An 18,439-nucleotide genomic window follows, 5' to 3' on the forward strand; every position below is an offset into this window, starting at 1 on the left:
AGAGATGTCCAGAGGTATGCAGGAACGTCGGATCGACCGGCGCAGGCTTTTGCAGGGTGGGCTCGCCCTGGCGGCGGTGGCCTCGGTGCCCGGCTGCGGCTTCTTCGACACCAAGCCGGCCGGCTCGGGCGCGCAGGCGGTGGCGGCCGGCGACAAGGAGTCGCCGATGCTGAAGGCCCTGGTGGACAAGGGCTCCCTGCCCCCACTGGCCGACCGGATCCCGAAGAACCCGCCGGTGATCAAGCCGCTCGCCGGTAAGGCGGTCTACGGCGGCACCTGGCGCTCGGCGATGCTGACCCAGGAGGACACCCAGTGGCTGTGGTACGCGCTGCGCTACGAGCCGCTGGTCCGCTGGAAGCCGGACAAGACCGGCAAGCCCGGGTACGACGAGATCGAGGCGAACACCGTCGAGTTCACGGTCGATGCCGAGAGCAAGGTCTTCACCTTCACGCTCCGTGACGGCCTGAAGTGGTCCGACGGCAAGCCCTGCACGGCGGACGACATGATGTTCACGATCCTCGAGGTGCAGTGCGACACCGGTCTGCACCCGGACGGGATCTACGACGCGTTCCTGTCCCCGGACACCGAGAAACTCGCCAAGGTCGAGAAGGTCGACGCGCGCACGGTCAAGATGACCTACACCGCACCGCAGCCGTCGCTGCTCGGGCAGATCGCCGACGCGATCTTCGAGCGCGAGGGTGCCTACGGGATGTTGCTGCCGAAGCACTACTTCCAGCAGTTCCACCTGAAGTACAACAAGAACGCGAACGCGCTGGCGAAGAAGGCCGGCGTCGGCAGCTGGATCGACCTCTTCGCGCAGAAGCAGAACCCGTGGACCAACCCGGAGCAGCCGACGCTGGCGCCGTGGAAGGTGACCACCCCGCTCGGCAAGGGTTCCGCGGTCACCCTGACCCGCAACCCGTACTACTGGAAGGTCGACGACGCCGGCCGGCAGCTGCCGTACATCGACAGCTGCCGCGTCGAGGTCGTCCAGGACGTCCAGGTCGAGCTGCTCAAGGTGATGAACGGCGAGTTCGGCATGCAGTACCGGAACTTCGGGACGCCGCAGAACAAGCCGGTGGTCGCGCAGAACCGGGAGAAGGGCGCCTACAAGATCATCGAGGTGCCGACCCAGCTGACCAACACGATGGTCATCGGCATCAACCAGAACCACAAGGACCCGGCGAAGCGGGCCCTGTTCGCGAACAAGGACTTCCGCGCCGGTCTGTCGCACGCGATCAACCGCAAGGAGGTCATCGACGCGGTGTACGCCGGTCAGGGTGAGCCCTGGCAGAGCTCGCCGCCGAAGGACTCGCCGTACTACAACGAGCAGCTGGCCACCCAGTTCACCGAGTTCGACGTGGCCAAGGCCAACCAGCTCCTGGACGCCGCCGGGCTGACCAAGAAGTCGGCCGACGGCAAACGGCTCGGCGCGGACGGCAAGCCGGTCTCGGTCGCCGTCCAGATCAGCGAGTCGTTCCCGGACCACGTCGAGGCGATCGAGTTCGTCAAGAAGCGCTGGGCCGCGGTCGGCATCGACCTGCGCAGCCAGCCGCTCAGCGAGGACCTCTACAAGGAGCGGGTCAAGGCCAACGACCACGACGCCGGCACCTGGACCAGCGGCACCTTCGTGCTGCCGACCGGCACCGGTGGTGACCACTACTGGGTGCCGACCAACGACGGCAGCGCGCGCTACGGCATCGGCTGGGCCCAGTGGTACCAGTCGGACGGCGAGGAGGGCATCGAACCGCCGGCCGACATCAAGAAGCAGATGGAGCTGTTCACCAAGGCACGGCAGGAGCCGGACCCGGCCAAGACGCTCGAGCTGGGCAAGGAGATCCTGCAGATCGCGGCCGACCAGTTCTACTACATCGGGATCAGCACGGTCCCGAACACGTACGGCGTCGTGAAGAACGACTTCCACAACGTGCCCGAGCAGATGAACGAGTCGGTGGCCCCGGGTATCGTCCACCCCGAGCAGTTCGCGATCGGGCAGTAGATGCTGCGCTACCTCGTCCGGCGGCTGCTCTGGATGGTCGTGACGCTGGCGGCGATCTCGTTCGTCACCTTCGTCGTCATCAAGCTGCCGCCGGGCGACTACACCAGCACCGTCATCGCGAACGCCGAGGCCCGGGGCCAGGACATCCCGGACTCGCAGATCGCCGAGCTGAAACGGCACTACGGCCTCGACAAGCCGTTCATCGTGCAGTACTGGACCTGGATCTCGGGGGTGGTCCTGCACGGTGACCTCGGCCAGTCGTTCGCCTGGAACCAGTCGGTCGCCAGCCTGATCGGCAACCGGGTGCTGCTCTCGATCCTGCTGTCCCTCGGCAGTCTGTTGTTCGTCTGGGCGATCGCGTTCCCGATCGGCATCTACAGCGCGCTGCGGCAGTACTCGCCGGGTGACTACGTCGCCTCCTTCCTCGGCTTCATCGGGATGGCGGTGCCGGAGTTCATGCTCGCGCTGGTGATGATGTGGGTCGGGTTCCGGTACTTCGGCCAGAGCGTCGGCGGACTGTTCTCACCCGAGTACGCCGACGCGGCCTGGAACCTGGGCAAGCTGATCGACCTGATATCGCACCTGTGGGTGCCGATCGTGGTGGTCGGCGTGGCCGGCACCGCCGGGCTGATCCGAATAACCCGGGCCAATCTGCTCGACGAGTTGCACAAGCCGTACGTCGCGACCGCGCGGGCCAAGGGGCTGCCGGAGTGGAAGCTGCTGCTCAAGTACCCGGTCCGGATGTCGCTCAGCCCGTTCTTCAGCACGGTCGGCTGGTTGCTGCCCGGCCTGATCAGCGGCGAGACGATCGTGTCGGTCGTGATGAGCCTGCCGACCAGTGGCCCGCTGCTGCTCAGTGCGGTGAAGAGCCAGGACATGTACCTGGTCGGCAGTTTCGTCCTGATCCTCAGTGCGCTGACGGTGATCGGCACGATGCTCAGCGACCTCGCGCTGTCCTGGTGGGACCCGCGGATCCGACACCGGCTGTCGAAGGGATAGGGCCTGATGGTTCAGACAATCCAGGAGCAACCCGCACCGCCGGAGCCGGCCGAACCCGAGGTCGTGAAGAGCCTGCGGGACCACGGCGCGCTCCCGCAGTGGCGGCTGATGTGGCGGCAGTTCCGCAAGCACCGGCTGGCGCTGATCGGCCTGTTCGTCCTGCTCCCGATCTACTTCATCGCGGTCTTCTCCGGCTTCTTCGCTCCGGCCGCGAGCGACTCGGCGCACACGTCGCTCCCGTACGCGCCGCCGCAGCGGGTGCACATCTCGAGTGACCACGGCATGTTCGTCTACGGGTACTCGTCGACCCGCAACCAGGAGACGTTCGAGCAGACGTTCACCGTCGACAAGAACAAGATCGTCGACGTCGGCCTGTTCGTCCGTGGCGACGAGTACAAGGTGCTGGGGCTGATCCCGAGCGACATCCACCTGATCGGCCCGACCGTGAAGGGCGAGCCGTTCTTCCTGCTCGGCGCCGACCAGTCCGGCCGCGACCTGCTGTCCCGGTTGATCCACGGCGCCAAGGTGTCGCTGTCGATCGGTCTGGTCGGCGTGGCCGCGAGCTTCGTCCTCGGCATCCTGATCGGCGGCATCTCCGGGTACTTCGGTGGGTGGGTCGACAACGCGATCCAGCGCGTCATCGAGTTCATCATGTCGATCCCGACACTGCCGCTGTGGATGGCGTTGTCGGCGGCGCTGCCGGACAGCTGGGGACCACTGACCAGATACTTCGCGATCACCGTGATCCTGTCACTGATCGGCTGGACCGGGCTGGCCCGGGACGTACGCGGGCGGTTCCTCAGCCTGCGCGAGGAGGACTTCGTGATGGCGGCCCGGCTCGACGGGGTCAGTCAGCGCGGCATCATCGTCGGCCACATGGTGCCCTCGTTCGCCAGCCACATCATCGCGTCGGTGTCGATGGCGGTGCCACGGATGATCCTCGGCGAGACCAGCCTGAGCTTCCTCGGCCTCGGTCTGCAGGCGCCGGCGGTCAGCTGGGGCGTGCTGCTCGAAGGCGCGCAGAACATCCGTGCGGTCGCCACCGCGCCCTGGCTGCTCACGCCGGGTCTCGCGGTCGTGGTCGTCGTCCTGGCCATGAACTTCGTCGGCGACGGTCTCCGCGACGCCGCGGATCCCTACAAGTAGGAGTACCTCGTGCAACCTCTCCTGGAAGTCCGAGACCTCCGGACCCACTTCGAGCTCGACGACGGCGTGGTCAAGGCCGTCGACGGGGTCTCGTTCACCGTCCCCCGCGGCCGCACGCTGGCCGTCGTGGGCGAGTCCGGCTGCGGCAAGAGCGTCACCGCCCGGTCGATCCTGCGGCTGGTGGAAAGCCCGGCCCGGATCGTCGGCGGCCAGGTGCTGCTGCACGACGAGTCCGGCGGCGAGCCGCTGGACCTGCTGGCCGCCAAGGACAAACGGCTGCGGGAGGTGCGCTGGGCCGACATCGCGATGGTGTTCCAGGAGCCGATGGCCTCGCTCAGCCTGGTGCACACGATCGGCGACCAGATCATCGAGGCGATCCGGCTGCACGAGAACGTCGGCAAGGCGGTGGCCAAGGAACGCGCGATCGAGATGCTCGGCCGGGTCGGGATCCCGGACCCGAAACGCCGGGTCGACTCGTACCCGTTCGAGCTGAGTGGTGGGATGCGGCAGCGCGCGATGATCGCGATGGCGCTGTCCTGCCGGCCGCGGCTGCTGATCGCGGACGAGCCGACCACCGCGCTGGACGTGACCACCCAGGCCCAGATCCTCGACCTGCTGCAGGACCTGCAGGAGGAGTTCGGGATGGCGATCATGCTGATCACCCACGACCTGGGGGTGGCGGCCCAGGTCGCCGACGAGGTGGCGGTGATGTACCTCGGCGAGGTGGTCGAGCACGGTCCGGCGCTGTCGGTGCTGACGGCCCCCAAACACCCCTACACCCAGGCCCTGGTCCGGTCGGTCCCGCGGCTCGGCCTGCGCGGCGCCGGTGTGCTCAAGGCGGTCCGCGGCACCGTGCCGCCGCCGTACGAGCGGCCGTCCGGGTGCAGGTTCCACCCACGCTGCGACTCGTTCATGGCCGGATCGTGCGACAAGACGAAACCGTCCCGGGTGCGCAGCGACGACATCGACGTCGCCTGTCTGCTCTACGGCGGCGAGGAGGACCAGTGACCACAGCGGAGATCAGCCCGGACACCACCGAGGCGACCGGCCGGAACCTGCTCACCACCGAGGGCCTGAGCATGCACTTCCCCCTGCACGGCGGCTTCCTCGGCCGCAACCGCGGGGTGCTGAAGGCCGTCGACGGCGTCGACCTGGCGATCAAGACCGGCCGCACCCTCGGCCTGGTGGGGGAGTCCGGCTGCGGCAAGACCACCCTCGGCCGGTGCATCGTCCGCGCGTACGAGCCGACCGCCGGCAAGATCCGGTACCAGGGCGTGGACGGGACCGAGGTGGACCTGGCCACGCTGTCGGAGAAGCAGCTGAAGCCGTACCGGGCCGAGGTACGGCTGATCTTCCAGGACCCGCACTCGTCGCTCGACCCGCGCAAGACGCTGCGGGACCTGATCGCCGAACCGCTGCGGGTGCACGAGCGCGGCAGCCGGTCCGAGATCGACGACCGGGTCGCCGACCTGCTCCGCCGGGTCGGGCTGCGGGCCGAGTACGCGCACCGTTATCCGCACGCGTTCAGCGGCGGTGAGCGGCAGCGCGTCGTGATCGCCCGCGCCCTCGCCCTCGATCCGCGGCTGGTGGTCGCGGACGAGGCGGTGAGCGCGCTCGACGTGTCGGTCCGGGCCCAGATCCTGAACCTGCTGAAGGACCTGCAGGAGGAGTCCGGGCTGACCTACCTGTTCGTCTCCCACGACCTCGGCATCGTCGAGCACGCCGCCGACGACGTCGCGGTGATGTACATCGGCAAGCTGGTCGAGACGGCCAGTACCGACGAGCTCTACACCCGTCCTCTGCATCCCTACACCGAGGCACTGCTCAGCGCGGTGCCCGACCCTGATCCCCGGTCGCGTGGGAAGCGTTCCCGGATCGTGCTCCGCGGTGAGATCGCGGATCCGTCCCGGGTACCGCCCGGGTGTCCGTTCCACCCGCGCTGCGGTTACGCCGAGGCGCGCTGCCGGACCGAAGTACCCCAGCTGCGCGAGATCGGTGGCCGCAAGGTCGCCTGCCATCTCGCCGATCAGCTGGAGCTGAAGGGTGTCGCGGCCGCCGTCGAGGCGTGACCGGCACCATCCGCCCCGAGAGAGTCAGTAGAGAGGCTCACCATGTCCGAAGTACAGAACACCCCTGACCACGGCCAGGAGCAGAGCTCGCCCGGCGTGTCCCGCCGCGGCCTGCTCCGCAACGGCGCCCTGCTCGGCGGGCTCGCGGCGCTGGCCGGCGGGCTGCCGGCCGGGACCGCGGCCGCGGCCACCACAAGCTCCACGTCGGCCGTCCCGCGCGCCGGGGCCCGGTCGGCGCAGGGCACCGTCGACATCCCGAACAAGTACGGCAAGCCGTTCTCGGTCGACGACGACGAACTGTTCATCTTCGCGGTCAACTTCAAGCCGTTCGAGCTCGGCGGCGACGACGCCGGCCGGGAGTCGACCCGGTACTTCGACACCGTCTTCGGTGACGCGATCCGGGCCAAGTTCCCCGCGGTGAAGATCAAGTACGCGACCTGGGACTACCCGATCCGCTACGAGGACCTGGCCCGGGCCGGCCGGGTGCCGGACCTGATCATCGAGGACCCGCGGACCCGGATCGACCGCGACCTGGAGCCGCTGGGCTGGGTCGCCGACCTGACCGCGGACCTGCAGCGGGCCGGTATCGACCTGTCCACGCTGAACCCGAGCACCGTCGAGCTGGTCAAGTCCCGCTCGGACGGCGGCCTGTACGGTGTGCCGCTGTTCATCGACGAGCACGTGCTGCTCTACAACAAGCAGATCTTCGACAAGTTCGGGTCCCGCTACCCGAAGGTCGGCTCGACCTACGACGAGATCTACCAGACCGCGCGGAAGCTGACCCGGCAGGACGGGATCGACCACTACAAGGGCTTCATGCAGCACCCGGACAACTACCTGGCGCTGAACCAGGCCGGGCTGTACCCGTTCGTCCCGGGCGCGTCGGAGCAGCCGGCACCGGAGGACGTGAAGGTCAACCTGACCAGCGCGGAGTGGAAGTCCATCTCCTACAACATGAACCGGTTCCTGCAGCTGCCGGGCAACACCTTCACCACGGTGGACGACTTCTTCAAGGGGGACATGAGCTTCCCCGGCCACCTGGCGATGGCGGTGCACACGCTGTCGAAGCTGAACGCGTACGCCCTCAGCGACCTGTACGTCGAGGAGGACGACGCCGAGCAGTTCGCCGAGTGGGCCAAGAGCGTCACGATCGGCGTCACCTCGATGCCGGTGCTGAGCCGCGGCTCCACCGCGATCTACCAGCCGAACACGCGGGCCGCGTTCGTCCCGCCGCAGTCGGCGCACAAGGACCAGGCCCTCGAGATCGTCAAGTACCTGATCTCGGAGGAGGCGCAGACGCGGATCTCGTCGTACGGCGTGAAGGGCGTGCTGGCGACCGACGCGGTGAAGGCCGCGTTCGGTACCGCGATCCCGGAGCTGAAGAACATCGACACGTCCGCCGTGTACTGGGGCGACAACGCCGTCGTGAAGAACTACCAGAACACCGAGTACTGGGACATCCCGCTGTACAAGGTGTTCCGCCAGCACGTGCTGATCGACGGGATGGACGTCGACTCGGCCCTGCAGGTCGCCGAGCAGCTCGACATCCCGAACTACATCAAGGCCCAGGCGGCCGCGGGCTTCACGTGGTGAACCCGATCGATCCGAGGTTCGACGGCCGCCTGAAGCAGGCGGCCGCCGGGCCGGACGTGCAAGAGGCGTTGCTGCCGACCCTCCATCCGGGCGACAGCCACGCGGCCACCCTGGTCGAGACGCAGGCGGGTGACCTGCTCTGCGCCTGGTTCAACGGACCGGGTGAGGGCGACAAGGAGACCCGGATCGTGCTGTCCCGGCTGCCGGCCGGGTCGGACACCTGGACCGAGCCGGAGGTGATGTCGGACGACCCGGAGCGCTCGGAGCAGAACCCGTTGCTCTTCGTGGCTCCGTCCGGCGAGGTCTGGCTGCTGCACACGTCCAACGAGCCGCACGACCAGACGTCCTCCCGGGTCCTGCGCCGGCTGTCCTCGGACGGCGGCCTGACCTGGGGCCCGAGCTCGGTCGTGTTCGACCGGGCGGGCAGCTTCCTGCGCAACCCGATCGTTGTCCTGAGCAACGGTGACTGGCTGCTGCCGGCGTACCACTGCGACCCGGCCGGCGAGGGCACCGTGGTGCAGCTCAGCCCGGACCAGGGCCGCGGCTGGACGCCGGTCGACATCCCGGACGGCCTGGGTCAGGTCCAGCTGAGTGCGGTGGAGGTGGCGCCGGGCGAACTGCTCGGCCTGTTCCGCAGCCGGGCCGCGGACCGGATCCACAAGTCGGTGTCGAAGGACTCCGGCCTGACCTGGTCGGCGCCGGAGAAGACGACGCTGCCGAACAACAACTCGGCGATCCAGGTGCTGCGGCTCGAAGACGGCCGGCTGGTGCTGGTGTTCAACGACTCCAGCGCCGAGCGGGACCAGTTCCGCTGGGTGCCGGACGGCAAGGGCGGGGTACGCCGTAAGACGCTGCGGACGCCGCTGACGCTGGCGCTGTCCGAGGACAACGGCGAGACCTGGCCGTACTGGCGGAACCTGCAGGTCCAGGACGAGGAGTACCGGGACAACGAGTTCGGCTACTCGTACCCGACGTTGCTGCAGACCCGGGACGGGAAGCTGCACATCGCGTACTCCTACCTGCGCAAGACGATCAAGCACGTGGTGATGGACCCGGAGTGGATCGAGGCGGGAGACCGAACGGCATGACTGAACCGATGACCGGACCGACGGCGGTGTCGGACAAGGTGGAACGGTGGGCGGTGCACGAACTCGCGCTGCCCGGACCGGCGGACGGGAACCCGTTCGCCGACGTGGAGCTGCGGGTGACGTACCGGTTCAGGAACCGGGTCGTGACCGTCGACGGCTTCTACGACGGCGACGGCGTGTACCGGGCCCGGTTCATGCCGGACCGCGAAGGCCGGTGGGAGTACGTCACCAGCAGTTCGGCACCGGAGTTGGACGGTCATCGGGGTGAGCTGCTGTGCACCCCGCCGGGTCCCGGGAACCACGGGCCCGTCGGGGTGCACGGCGCGCACCATTTCGCCTACGCGGACGGCACGCGGTACGACTGCATCGGCACCACCTGCTACCACTGGACGTACGAGTCGCAGGAGCTGCAGGAGCTCACGCTGGAAGGGCTGCGCGGCTCGCCGTTCGACAAGGTGCGGATGTGCCTGCTGCCGACCAACGGGATGCGCCCGGACCGGCTGCCGTTCGTCGGCAACGAACCGGGCCAGGTCGACGTCAGCCGGTTCGACGTGGAGTTCTTCCGGCACTTCGAGGGCCGGGTCGCGGACCTGCTCGCGCTCGGGATCCAGGCGGACCTGATCCTGTTCCACCCGTACGACAAGGGGTTCTGGGGCTTCGACGGGCTGACCCCGGAGCAGGACGCGCACTTCCTGAAGTACGTGGTCGCGCGGCTGGGCGCGTACCGCAACGTCTGGTGGTCGCTGTCGAACGAGTACGACTTCAACCGCAACAAGACGATCGCCGACTGGGACCGGCTGCTCCAGCTGGTCCAGCGGCACGACCCGTACCAGCGGCTGCGGTCGATCCACAACGGCACCAAGATGTACGAGATCTTCAGCCCGTACGACTTCACCAAGCCGTGGATCACGCACCAGAGCGTGCAGCACTGGGACGGCGGCGAGGTGGGCGCGTGGCGGGCGTGCCCGAAGCCGGTGGTGCTCGACGAGATCGGCTACGAGGGCAACGCCGGCCGCCGGTGGGGCAACCTCACCGCGCAGGAGCTGGTGCACCGGTTCTGGCAGGGCATGACGCTCGGTGGGTACGTCGGGCACGGCGAGTCCTTCGTCGACCGGGAGACCCGCGCCTGGATCTCGATCGGCGGCCGGCTGTACGGCGAGAGCTCGCCGCGGCTGGCGTTCCTGCGCGACTTCATGGCCGGTCTGCCCCGGCTCGCCAACGGCGACGTGGACCCGGCGCGGTGCGTACTGCACTACGTCGGTGACCGGCAGCCCGCCTCGGTGGAGCTCGACCTGCCGGCGGACGCGGAGTACCGGGTCGAGCTGATCGACACGTTCGCGATGACGGTCGAGGAGGTGCCCGGGCGGTTCCGCGGGCGCTCGACGATCCCGTTGCCGCAACGTCCCTATCTGGTTCTGCGAGGTGTGCGATGACGGTGGCCGAGGTGGAGCGTTGGGGAGTCTTCGAGACCTCCGTGGACGGCGGCCGGGTGGCCGTCGAGTTCCGGCACCCGGACGGCGACGCGGCGTACGTCGAGTCGTTCCCGGGCGCCGACGGCCGGCAGGTGGTCCGGTTCATGCCGGACCTGGAAGGCGAGTGGTCCTTCGAGCTCGCCGGTGAGACCCGACGGCTGGTCGCCACGCCCGCCACCGGGGCGAACCACGGTCCGGTCCGCCGCGCCGGTTCCGAGCTGCGCTGGGCCGACGGGACCGCGTACCGGCCGTTGACGACAACGTGGTTCGACGCGCCGGGTGGCCCGGATCGCTGGGCCGAAGCGTGCCGGGCGATCGCGGCGTCGCCGTTCGACCGGGTCCGGCTCGCGGCCCGGCCGGACGAGGTGACCCGGCTCGAGCAGCGTGTCCGGGACCTGCTGGCCGCCGGGGTCGGGGCCGAGGTCGTGATCGCGGACACCGGCGAGGAGTTCCTGCGCGACCTGGTCAGCCGGCTCGCGGCGTACCGGAACGTGCTGTGGAGCTTCGAGGACGACGGTGAGCTGCGGGATTGGCGGCGCGAGGCCGATCTGGTCGCGGAGTACGACTCGGGCCGGCACCTGATCAGCGTCACCGCCGCACCCGTGTCGGTGGACCCGGGCTCGCCCTGGCTCACCCACCTGAGCGTCCCGCTGGAGAACCTGCGCGGCGTTTCGGCGCTGCGGCGGGACTACGCCAAGCCGGTGCACGTGGACGTCTGCGGGTACGAGGGCAACGGATCCGACCCCGCCACCAGTCTCACCGGGCCGGAGATGCTCACCCGGATCTGGGAAGGCACGGTCCGCGGCGCGAACGTCACCCACGGCGAGTGGTACGTCGACGCCGAGGACGGGCCGTGGTCGGCGGGTGGGTCCCGCCCGACGGGTACGGTCGCACAGCGCTTGCTGCTGCTCCGGCACGTGCTGGACGCGATGCCCGACGGCGTCGAGCCGATCGAGGACTACCGGGACGCGCCGACCCTCGCGGTCCCGGGCAGCTACTACCTGCAGTACCTCGGCGAGCACTGCTTCCCCGAGCGCACGTTCACGCTGCCCGAGGGGACGTACCAGGTGGAGGTGCTCGACGTCTGGAACCAGACGGTCGCCAGCGTCGAGGAGAAGGTCACCGACACCCTGACGGTGAAGCTGCCCGGCACCCAGTACCAGGCGGTCCAGATTCGCCGGGCGAGCTGATGGCCGTGCTGGAGGCGAACGGCCGGACCGCGGAACTGGTGCGGACCCCGGCCGGCGTGGTCCTGCGGCTCGGCCTGACCGGTGTGGAGCCGGCGTTCGTGGACCGGCCGGTGGCGGAGTTGCTGACCTTCTCGGCGGGCCGGCCTTGGCAGCAGCTCCCGGTGGATCCCGAGGGCTGGTGGATGTCGCGTCGCCGGGACGAACTGCGCGCCGGGTGCCGGGCCGGGCCGCTCGCGGTCGAGCTGACGCTGTCGTTCGACGAGCAGGGCCGGTTGTCCCTCGGTCTGCGCTGGCGCAACGGCGGCCATCGCCGGCTCGGGGACCTGGCGATCGGGATCCTGCTCGACCTCGGCCGGCTCACGGACAGCCAGATCACCGTGCCGGGCCTGATCTACAACGACAACCCGTCCGCGGATCCGGCCCGGCCGGTCCCACGGGTCGGCCCGGCACCGGGTGGCGGGTTCGTCGCCGAGGAGGACCGGCTGCCGATCCCGGGCGTCAACCTGGAATGGCGGGCCGGCCGTGAACGCCGCCGGCTGAGCGTGTTCTCCCGGCCGGTCCCACGGCAGTCCGCCGACGGCGCGGTGCGGTACGGGTCCCTCGGCGTCCTCCGCCGGGAGGGCCCGGTGGTCGCCGCGTTGAGCGGCGTGCTGATGTTCGACGGCAAGCAGGACGTGCGGTACATCAGCAAGGCGGAGACCGAGTCGACCGACGACGGGTACCTCACCCTGTTGCCGAACGAGGTCTACGACCAGCACCTCGTCCTCGACTGGGGACCGCAGGAGCATCGCGGGCACGCGTTCCGGCACCTGGTCCGCACCGGCCGCGAACTGTTCGACGAACCAGGCGAGGCGCCGCTCAACCTGGGTGAGCTGGTCGCGCTGAAGACGGCCGCGATGGACAGCCGCTACTTCCGGGCCGGCACCGTCGCCGGGTACCTGAAGTTCAGCGATGTCGTCGGCAACGGTCCGGACAAGCCGCGGCACTTCCTCTACGGCTGGACGGGTCAGGCGCTGAAGCTGGCTTGGTGCGACGCGCGGCTCGGGTTCGACCACGGTGAGCCGGAGCGGGTCGAACGCTGCCGGGCCGTGGTGGAGTTCTACCTGGCCGGGAGTTCCACCAGGACTCGCGGGCTGCGGCACAACTCGTACCAGCTCGGCGGCAAGCGGTGGACCAGCTTCAAGTGGGGCGGCCGTCCGATGGTGTCCAGCCGGGCGTACGGCGAGACCGTGGCCGACCTGGCCGAGATCGTCGCGCTGTTCCGCGCCCACGACGAGCCCGTACCGGACGCGTGGATCACCGCGTTGACCGAGGCGCTCGACTTCTTCCGGTCGGCGTTGTTGCCGGACGGGACGTTCCCGATCGGCTGGCGGCTCGACGGATCCCCGGCCGCGTCGATCGTCTCCGCTGCCGGGATCCCGTGCGTGCTCGCCGCGCTCAAGGCGGTGGCCGTCCTCGACGATCCCGGGTTGTTGTCTCAGGCAACCACATGGCTGAGTCGCTATCACGACCAGCATGCCCGGACGTTCGACCGGCCGTTCTCCCGGTCGACGCTGGACGCCGCCTGCGAGGACAAGGAAGCGGGGATGTACTACTTCCTCGCGGCGTACGAGCTGTTCCGGCTGACCGGCGACGAGCGGTACGCCGACTGGACCGAGGTGGCGGCGGACTGGCTGCTCACCTTCGTCTACGTGTGGTCGCCCGTGCAGGATGTGGGATCGCCGTTGCGCGAGGCCGGGTTCAGCGCGGTCGGCTGGCCGACGGTGAGTGTGCAGAACCACCACCTGGACGTGTTCTTCCCGACCGCCGAGTTGCTCGCGTTCGGCCGGGCGGCCGACCGGCCGGAGTACGTCGACGCCGCCCGGACCACCCTCGGCGCGATGGGCCAAGGCATCGCCGAACGCCCGGGGGAGTACGGCTTCCAGGTCGTCGGCGAACAGGGCGAGGCGGTCTTCCAGACGTACTGGCAGCGGCGGGGGACGAGTAACACGTGGAACCCGTCCTGGGTGATCGCGCTCGTGCTCGCCAACGCGCTGCGGATCGAGGACGAGTGATGACCGACCACCTGATCACCGAGTACGGCGCTCACGCGGGCGCCGACAGTACGGCGGCGCTGGAGCGGGCGATCAACGCGTGCCAGCTCACCGGCGGCCGCGTGGTCGTGCCGCCGGGACGCTTCCGGACCGGGGCGATCCGGCTGCGGAGCAACGTCGAGCTGCACATCTCGGCGGGGGCGACGCTGAAGTTCGACCCCGACCCGGCGGCGTACCCGATCGTCCGGACCCGCTGGCAGGGCATCGAGTGCTACAGCCACTCGCCGCTGATCTACGCCTACGACGAGGTCAACGTCGCGATCACCGGGCCGGGCACGCTCGACGGCGGGGCGACACCGGACACCTGGTGGCGCGACACCAAGCCGGTCGACGACTGGACGCGGTTGCTCCGGATGGTGGCCGACGACGTGCCGGTGGAGGAGCGGGTGTTCGCGCCGGGGCACGGGTTCCGGCCGAGTTTCGTCCAGCCGTACGCCTGTCGCCGGGTGCGGATCGAGGACGTCCGGATCGTCAACGCGCCGATGTGGGTGATCCACCCGGTGCTCAGCTCCGACGTGCTGGTCCGCGGCGTCTCGGTCGACAGCCGGGGCCCGAACAACGACGGCTGCAACCCGGACTCGTGCCGGGACGTGGTGATCAGCGGTTGCTCGTTCGAGACCGGGGACGACTGCATCGCGATCAAGTCCGGCCGCGACGACGACGGCCGCCGGGTCGGCCGGGCCTGCGAGAACGTGGTGATCGAGGACTGCCGCTTCGGCGCCGGCCACGGGGCGGTGACGATCGGCAGCGAGGTCAGCGGCGGGGTACGGACCGTGGTGGCGCGGGACCTGCGGACCACGGGAGCCGACCTGGACCACGCGGTCCGGATCAAGACGAACTCGCACCGCGGTGGCGTGATCGAGAATATCCGGGTCCGCGACCTCGTCGTCGAGACCGTCAACGGCGCCGCCGTGCTCATCGACGTCCGGCACGCCGACCCCGGGATCACCGGCAACCACCATCCGACCGTGCGCGGCATCAGCGTGACCGGCCTCGCCGTCGGGGCGGCACCGCGGTTGGTGGAGGTCCGGGACGCGCCGCTCTCCCCGGTCCTCGACCTGACGGTGCAGTCAGCTGACGCGGAGAACCTCGAACAACTCCACTGAGCCCACCTGCCCGCCCTTCAGAATCACCAGCAACCCGTCCAGCCACGGATCGGCGGCCAGCGTCCGGCACAGAACGACCCCGGGCCCGAAGCCGTCCTGATCCTGGGTGGGGTCGGTGGCGAGCTCGACCGCGGTGATGTCGAGCTCGCGCAGGACTCGGCCGGAGGTGTCGCCGCCGGCGACGATCACCTTGCGCACCTCGGTGCCCTGGGCAACCGCCCGTACGACCTCAGCGAGACCTTCGGCGAGCAACGGCAGCACACCGGCGCCGATCCCACCGGCTGCGTGCGCGCCACTCCCCGGCAGCCCGCTCGTGTGGCCGACTGCTCCCGGTACTCCGTCTGCGCGGCCGGTATGGACGACGACGCCCGGTGCTCCGGCTCGTAGGGCTTCGACGGCCAGGTGGGCGGCGTCGGCGTCGAGGGTGAGGGAGGTCCAGCCGGCGCGGACCGCCAGCTCGATCTGTTCGGCTGTCCTCCGCGACTGACTCCCCGACACCACCAGCACCTGCTCCGGCGCCGAATCCCCCACCCCATGACGAACCACGCCGGACCGGCGTCCTCCATCTGTGAGCGCAGTACCCAAAGCCCGGGACAGACCCCCCGAACCCATCGCGAACAACGGCCCACCGTTGCCACCAGCAAGAACGGCCCGACCGACAGCGACCAGATCCGCGTCGGTGAGCGCGTCCAGCACCACCACGTCGCCGTCGATCTCCGCGTACCGCGCGCCGAGCTCGCCGTACCCGGTCAGCTCGAGCGACGTGATCCGTAGGTCCGTCTGGGCCGCGAGATGGCGGCGCAGGTCGGACTCGTGCATCGGCGTCGCCGGGTGGTTCGCCATCGTGGGCTGCCGATCCAGGCGATGGACCACACCCGCCTCGGCCGCGAAGTGGTGCCCGAAGACCGTGTACCGGCCCAGCTCCGGCTGCGCCGCGAGCACGGGAACCGGCGCCGGACCGAAGAGCGAGCGGCCGACCTCGAGCGCGCGCCCGAGGCTGCCCAGGACCGGCGACGAGTCCGCGGTCGAGCAGATCTTGTACTGCACCACCCGTGGATCCAGCTCGCGCAAAGCGCTGAGGATCGGCCGGATCTCCGCCTCCTGCTCGTCCGGCGGCAGGGAGCGCGCGATCCCGGCGACCCCGATCACGTCGTACTGCGCGGCAAGCTTCCGCAGCTCGTCCAGAGGCGGCAACTCCACCAGCAACGCGCCGTGCAGACCGAGTCGTTCGTACTGCAGCAGCGCGTCGGTCGAGCCGGTGAAGTCGTCGCCGTAGAAGGCCGCCTCAACCACGGGCTGCCCCGAACGTCTCCAGCGCCCGCGCCAACGCCGGCACCTCGCGCGCGGTCTTCTCCAGCTCGCCACCCGACACCGCGCAGTCCCAGGCGGCCCGCATCGCGGCGACCCCCGCGCCCGCGCCGTCCGGATGACCGTGGATGCCGCCGCCCGCGAGCACGAGCAGGTCGGTCGTCGCGGTCCGCCGGTACGTCTCGGGCGCCAGGCCGGCCCACTGACCCGAGGACAGCACCGGCAGCGTCTCGTACCCGCCGAGCAACGGCCGCCGGACCGCCTCGATCGAGCGCAACACCTCGTCGTCGGTCTCGTAGAACTTGTTCGAGAACCCGTTCGTGTGCAGGTGGTCCGCCCCCGCCAGCCGGGCCAGCTTGGACCAGGCGACGAAGTCGATACCGAGCTGCGGGGCCCTGGTGTAGACCCCGGTCATCGCCCGGTGGCCGTGGATCGGCAGCTCGCAGCGCTCCCGCAACCAGGCCAGCCCGGTGTGGCCGACCAGGTTCACGCAGACCATCACGCAGGTCCCGCCCGCGTCCCGGACCAGGTCGTGGTTGGCGGCCATCCGGTCCAGGTCGTCGGTGATGTTGAACGCGTACATCGGCCGCCGCCCGGTCCGCTGGGCGACCCGGTCCAGTTCCTCGGTGACCACGGCGACCCGGTCGGCCAACGGGGAGTGCGGCGGATTCCCCATCAGCTCGTCGTCCTTGACGAAGTCGATCCCGGCCTCGGCCAGCTCGCGGACCACGACCCGCAACTCCTCGACCGGCAGCCCGATACTGGGCTTCACGATCGTCCCCAGCAGCACCCCGTCGGGCCGGTCCAGCACCTGCCGCGTCCCGGTCACGCCGTACCGCGGACCCGGGTACCGGGCGGCGAACGCGTCCGGGAGCTCGAGGTCGAGCAGCCGGATCCCGGCCACCTGGCGGATCTCGAAGAGGTTCCCGGCGACGGCGGCCAGCAGGTTCGGCAGCGAGGGGCCGAAGTTCTCCAGGCCGAAGGCGATCCGGATCCGCGCGCTCCGCCGCTGCGCACCCTCGGGACGGATCGTGCCGGGCAGGTCCGCGGTCCCGGTCGGCGGCAGCTCCTCGATCGCGACCACCCGCGCGGCGAACCGGTCCCGCAGCTCCGCGGTCTCCCGGGCCACGGCGACGAACGTCCCGGTCGACTGCTCGCCCGCGATCGTCGCGGCCGCCTGCTCCAACGGCAGGTACGTCTCCACCAGGTACGTCGCGACGACTTCCGGCCGGCCGCTCATCGGGTCGGGTCGATCTGGGTCTTGAGGTGGTCGGCGCCGCCGTCGATCGCGACCAGCACCTCGGGTACCCGGTCCAGGCCGACGACGTCGCTGATGTACGGCCGGACGTCGAGCACGCGCTCGTTCACAAGTTTGGCAGCGGCCCCGAAGTCCGCGGGGGTGTAGATCGTCGAGCCCTGGATGGTGACCTCCTTGAGGACGACCGGATTCAGGTCGACGGTCAGCGGTCCGGCGAACATCGGCAGGAGGACCACCCGGCCCCGCGGCCGGCACAACGCCAGCGCCTCCTCGACGCAGCTGGGATGACCGGACGCGACCATCACCACGTCGAACCCGTCGCCGCCGGTGACTTCGGCGCCGACGGCCACCAGGTCGGCGGTGAGCGGGTCGATCACGTGGTCGACGCCCTGCGTCTTCAGGAAGTCGCGGTTGTGCTGCTTGATATCGCTGACCAGCACGGTGCCGGCCCCGCGCAACCGGCTGACCGCGGCCACCAGGCTCCCGATCGCGCCGCCGCCGAGCACCGCGACCGACTCGCCCGCGGTGATCCCGCCGGAGCCGGTCGAGTGCCAGGCCACCGCGACCGGCTCGATCATCGCGCCCTCGTCGAAGCCGATGCCGTCGGCCAGCGGGACCAGGACCCGGGCCGGCGCCGCGAAGTACTCGCTGAGCATGCCCGGCCAGCCGCCGCCGGGGACGCGTTTGTGCGCACACAGGTGGGGATGCCCGGCCTCGCAGCGGGTGCAGTCCCAGCACGACAGGGCCGGCAGCACGGCGACGCGATCGCCCACGGCGAACCGGGTCTCGCCTGGTGGGACCGACACCACCTCGCCGGCGCCTTCGTGGCCGAGCACGACCGGCGGCTTGCGGAACGGGTGATGCCCGCGCCAGGTGTGCAGGTCGGAGCCGCAGAGACCGACCGCGCGCATCCGCAGCAGCAGCTCCTGCTGGGGTGCGGGCGGGTCCACCTCGACCACCGAGACCTGCCGGGGTTGCTGCAGCATCGCTGCTCTCATCGGGGTCCTCCTTGTCCGGAACCGGACACGCGCGGGGCGAATCGTCAAGAAAACAAGGCGGATCCGTGCCCGGCGCGTGGTTGGGCCGTTGACATCGTACCCCGATGAGGTAAAGGTTTT

14 protein-coding genes are annotated in these 18,439 nt (G+C 69.9%); 11 read left to right on the plus strand and 3 right to left on the minus strand.

The genetic code is table 11. The features are described 5' to 3' along the window. Positions 1 to 4 precede the first annotated feature (4 nt). Genes FB561_RS32715 through FB561_RS32765 form a run of 11 tightly spaced genes read left to right on the plus strand, consistent with a single transcriptional unit; the run spans position 5 to position 14,755 of the window. Positions 5 to 1,999: an ABC transporter substrate-binding protein gene (locus FB561_RS32715; protein ID WP_145813901.1), complete on the plus strand. Its 1,995-nt coding sequence runs from the start codon at positions 5 to 7 to the stop codon at positions 1,997 to 1,999. Then, a complete protein-coding gene (locus tag FB561_RS32720; protein WP_145813902.1) occupies positions 2,000 to 2,998 on the plus strand; it encodes an ABC transporter permease in 999 nt (332 codons plus the stop codon). Positions 2,999 to 3,004: 6 nt separating this feature from the next. Continuing rightward, entirely contained in the window at positions 3,005 to 4,144 is a 1,140-nt protein-coding gene (locus FB561_RS32725) for an ABC transporter permease (protein ID WP_145813903.1), read from the plus strand. 9 nt (positions 4,145 to 4,153) lie between these two features. After that, the gene (locus FB561_RS32730) at positions 4,154 to 5,152 is read left to right on the plus strand and encodes an ABC transporter ATP-binding protein (protein WP_145813904.1); all 999 of its coding nucleotides are present in this window, start codon (positions 4,154 to 4,156) and stop codon (positions 5,150 to 5,152) included. After that, positions 5,149 to 6,213, plus strand: coding sequence for an ABC transporter ATP-binding protein (locus tag FB561_RS32735; RefSeq protein WP_238335263.1), 1,065 nt, complete (start codon positions 5,149 to 5,151; stop codon positions 6,211 to 6,213). The genes FB561_RS32730 and FB561_RS32735 overlap by 4 nt, the downstream gene beginning before the upstream one ends. 42 nt (positions 6,214 to 6,255) lie before the next feature. Continuing rightward, a complete protein-coding gene (locus FB561_RS32740; protein WP_145813905.1) occupies positions 6,256 to 7,806 on the plus strand; it encodes an ABC transporter substrate-binding protein in 1,551 nt (516 codons plus the stop codon). Then, positions 7,803 to 8,894, plus strand: coding sequence for a sialidase family protein (locus FB561_RS32745; RefSeq protein ID WP_238335264.1), 1,092 nt, complete (start codon positions 7,803 to 7,805; stop codon positions 8,892 to 8,894). Before FB561_RS32740 ends, FB561_RS32745 begins: the two co-directional genes overlap by 4 nt. Then, entirely contained in the window at positions 8,891 to 10,327 is a 1,437-nt protein-coding gene (locus FB561_RS32750) for a DUF5060 domain-containing protein (protein ID WP_238335265.1), read from the plus strand. Before FB561_RS32745 ends, FB561_RS32750 begins: the two co-directional genes overlap by 4 nt. Beyond that, complete coding sequence (locus tag FB561_RS32755; RefSeq protein WP_145813906.1) at positions 10,324 to 11,556, plus strand: DUF5605 domain-containing protein; 1,233 nt, start codon at positions 10,324 to 10,326, stop codon at positions 11,554 to 11,556. The genes FB561_RS32750 and FB561_RS32755 overlap by 4 nt, the downstream gene beginning before the upstream one ends. Further along, positions 11,556 to 13,610: a hypothetical protein gene (locus FB561_RS32760; protein WP_202880973.1), complete on the plus strand. Its 2,055-nt coding sequence runs from the start codon at positions 11,556 to 11,558 to the stop codon at positions 13,608 to 13,610. The genes FB561_RS32755 and FB561_RS32760 overlap by 1 nt, the downstream gene beginning before the upstream one ends. Continuing rightward, a complete protein-coding gene (locus FB561_RS32765; RefSeq protein WP_145813907.1) occupies positions 13,610 to 14,755 on the plus strand; it encodes a glycoside hydrolase family 28 protein in 1,146 nt (381 codons plus the stop codon). The genes FB561_RS32760 and FB561_RS32765 overlap by 1 nt, the downstream gene beginning before the upstream one ends. Here FB561_RS32765 and FB561_RS32770 read toward each other — a convergent pair. The 3 genes from FB561_RS32770 to FB561_RS32780 are packed head-to-tail and all read right to left on the minus strand — an operon-like array spanning position 14,720 to position 18,319. After that, a complete protein-coding gene (locus FB561_RS32770; protein WP_202880974.1) occupies positions 14,720 to 16,048 on the minus strand; it encodes a four-carbon acid sugar kinase family protein in 1,329 nt (442 codons plus the stop codon). The genes FB561_RS32765 and FB561_RS32770 overlap by 36 nt on opposite strands. Continuing rightward, positions 16,041 to 17,303 carry a RuBisCO large subunit C-terminal-like domain-containing protein gene (locus FB561_RS32775; RefSeq protein WP_145813909.1) on the minus strand — a complete coding sequence of 421 codons (1,263 nt, stop codon included), beginning with the start codon at positions 17,301 to 17,303 and terminating at the stop codon, positions 16,041 to 16,043. The genes FB561_RS32770 and FB561_RS32775 overlap by 8 nt, the downstream gene beginning before the upstream one ends. Continuing rightward, on the minus strand, positions 17,300 to 18,319 hold the full coding sequence (locus FB561_RS32780; protein ID WP_145813910.1) for a zinc-dependent alcohol dehydrogenase: 1,020 nt from the start codon (positions 18,317 to 18,319) through the stop codon (positions 17,300 to 17,302). The genes FB561_RS32775 and FB561_RS32780 overlap by 4 nt, the downstream gene beginning before the upstream one ends. Positions 18,320 to 18,439: the final 120 nt, after the last annotated feature.

It is taken from the genome of Kribbella amoyensis (assembly GCF_007828865.1).
GTDB lineage: Bacteria > Actinomycetota > Actinomycetes > Propionibacteriales > Kribbellaceae > Kribbella > Kribbella amoyensis.

Bases quoted from the DNA above. Each gene is read 5' to 3' on its own strand.
- FB561_RS32760 (WP_202880973.1), top strand. From the start codon at position 11,556: ATGGCCGTGCTGGAGGCGAACGGCCGGACCGCGGAACTGGTGCGGACC.
- FB561_RS32755 (WP_145813906.1), top strand. From the start codon at position 10,324: ATGACGGTGGCCGAGGTGGAGCGTTGGGGAGTCTTCGAGACCTCCGTG.
- FB561_RS32715 (WP_145813901.1), top strand. From the start codon at position 5: ATGTCCAGAGGTATGCAGGAACGTCGGATCGACCGGCGCAGGCTTTTG.
- FB561_RS32750 (WP_238335265.1), top strand. From the start codon at position 8,891: ATGACTGAACCGATGACCGGACCGACGGCGGTGTCGGACAAGGTGGAA.
- FB561_RS32765 (WP_145813907.1), top strand. From the start codon at position 13,610: ATGACCGACCACCTGATCACCGAGTACGGCGCTCACGCGGGCGCCGAC.
- FB561_RS32740 (WP_145813905.1), top strand. From the start codon at position 6,256: ATGTCCGAAGTACAGAACACCCCTGACCACGGCCAGGAGCAGAGCTCG.
- FB561_RS32775 (WP_145813909.1), bottom strand. From the start codon at position 17,303: ATGAGCGGCCGGCCGGAAGTCGTCGCGACGTACCTGGTGGAGACGTAC.
- FB561_RS32780 (WP_145813910.1), bottom strand. From the start codon at position 18,319: ATGAGAGCAGCGATGCTGCAGCAACCCCGGCAGGTCTCGGTGGTCGAG.
- FB561_RS32720 (WP_145813902.1), top strand. From the start codon at position 2,000: ATGCTGCGCTACCTCGTCCGGCGGCTGCTCTGGATGGTCGTGACGCTG.
- FB561_RS32725 (WP_145813903.1), top strand. From the start codon at position 3,005: ATGGTTCAGACAATCCAGGAGCAACCCGCACCGCCGGAGCCGGCCGAA.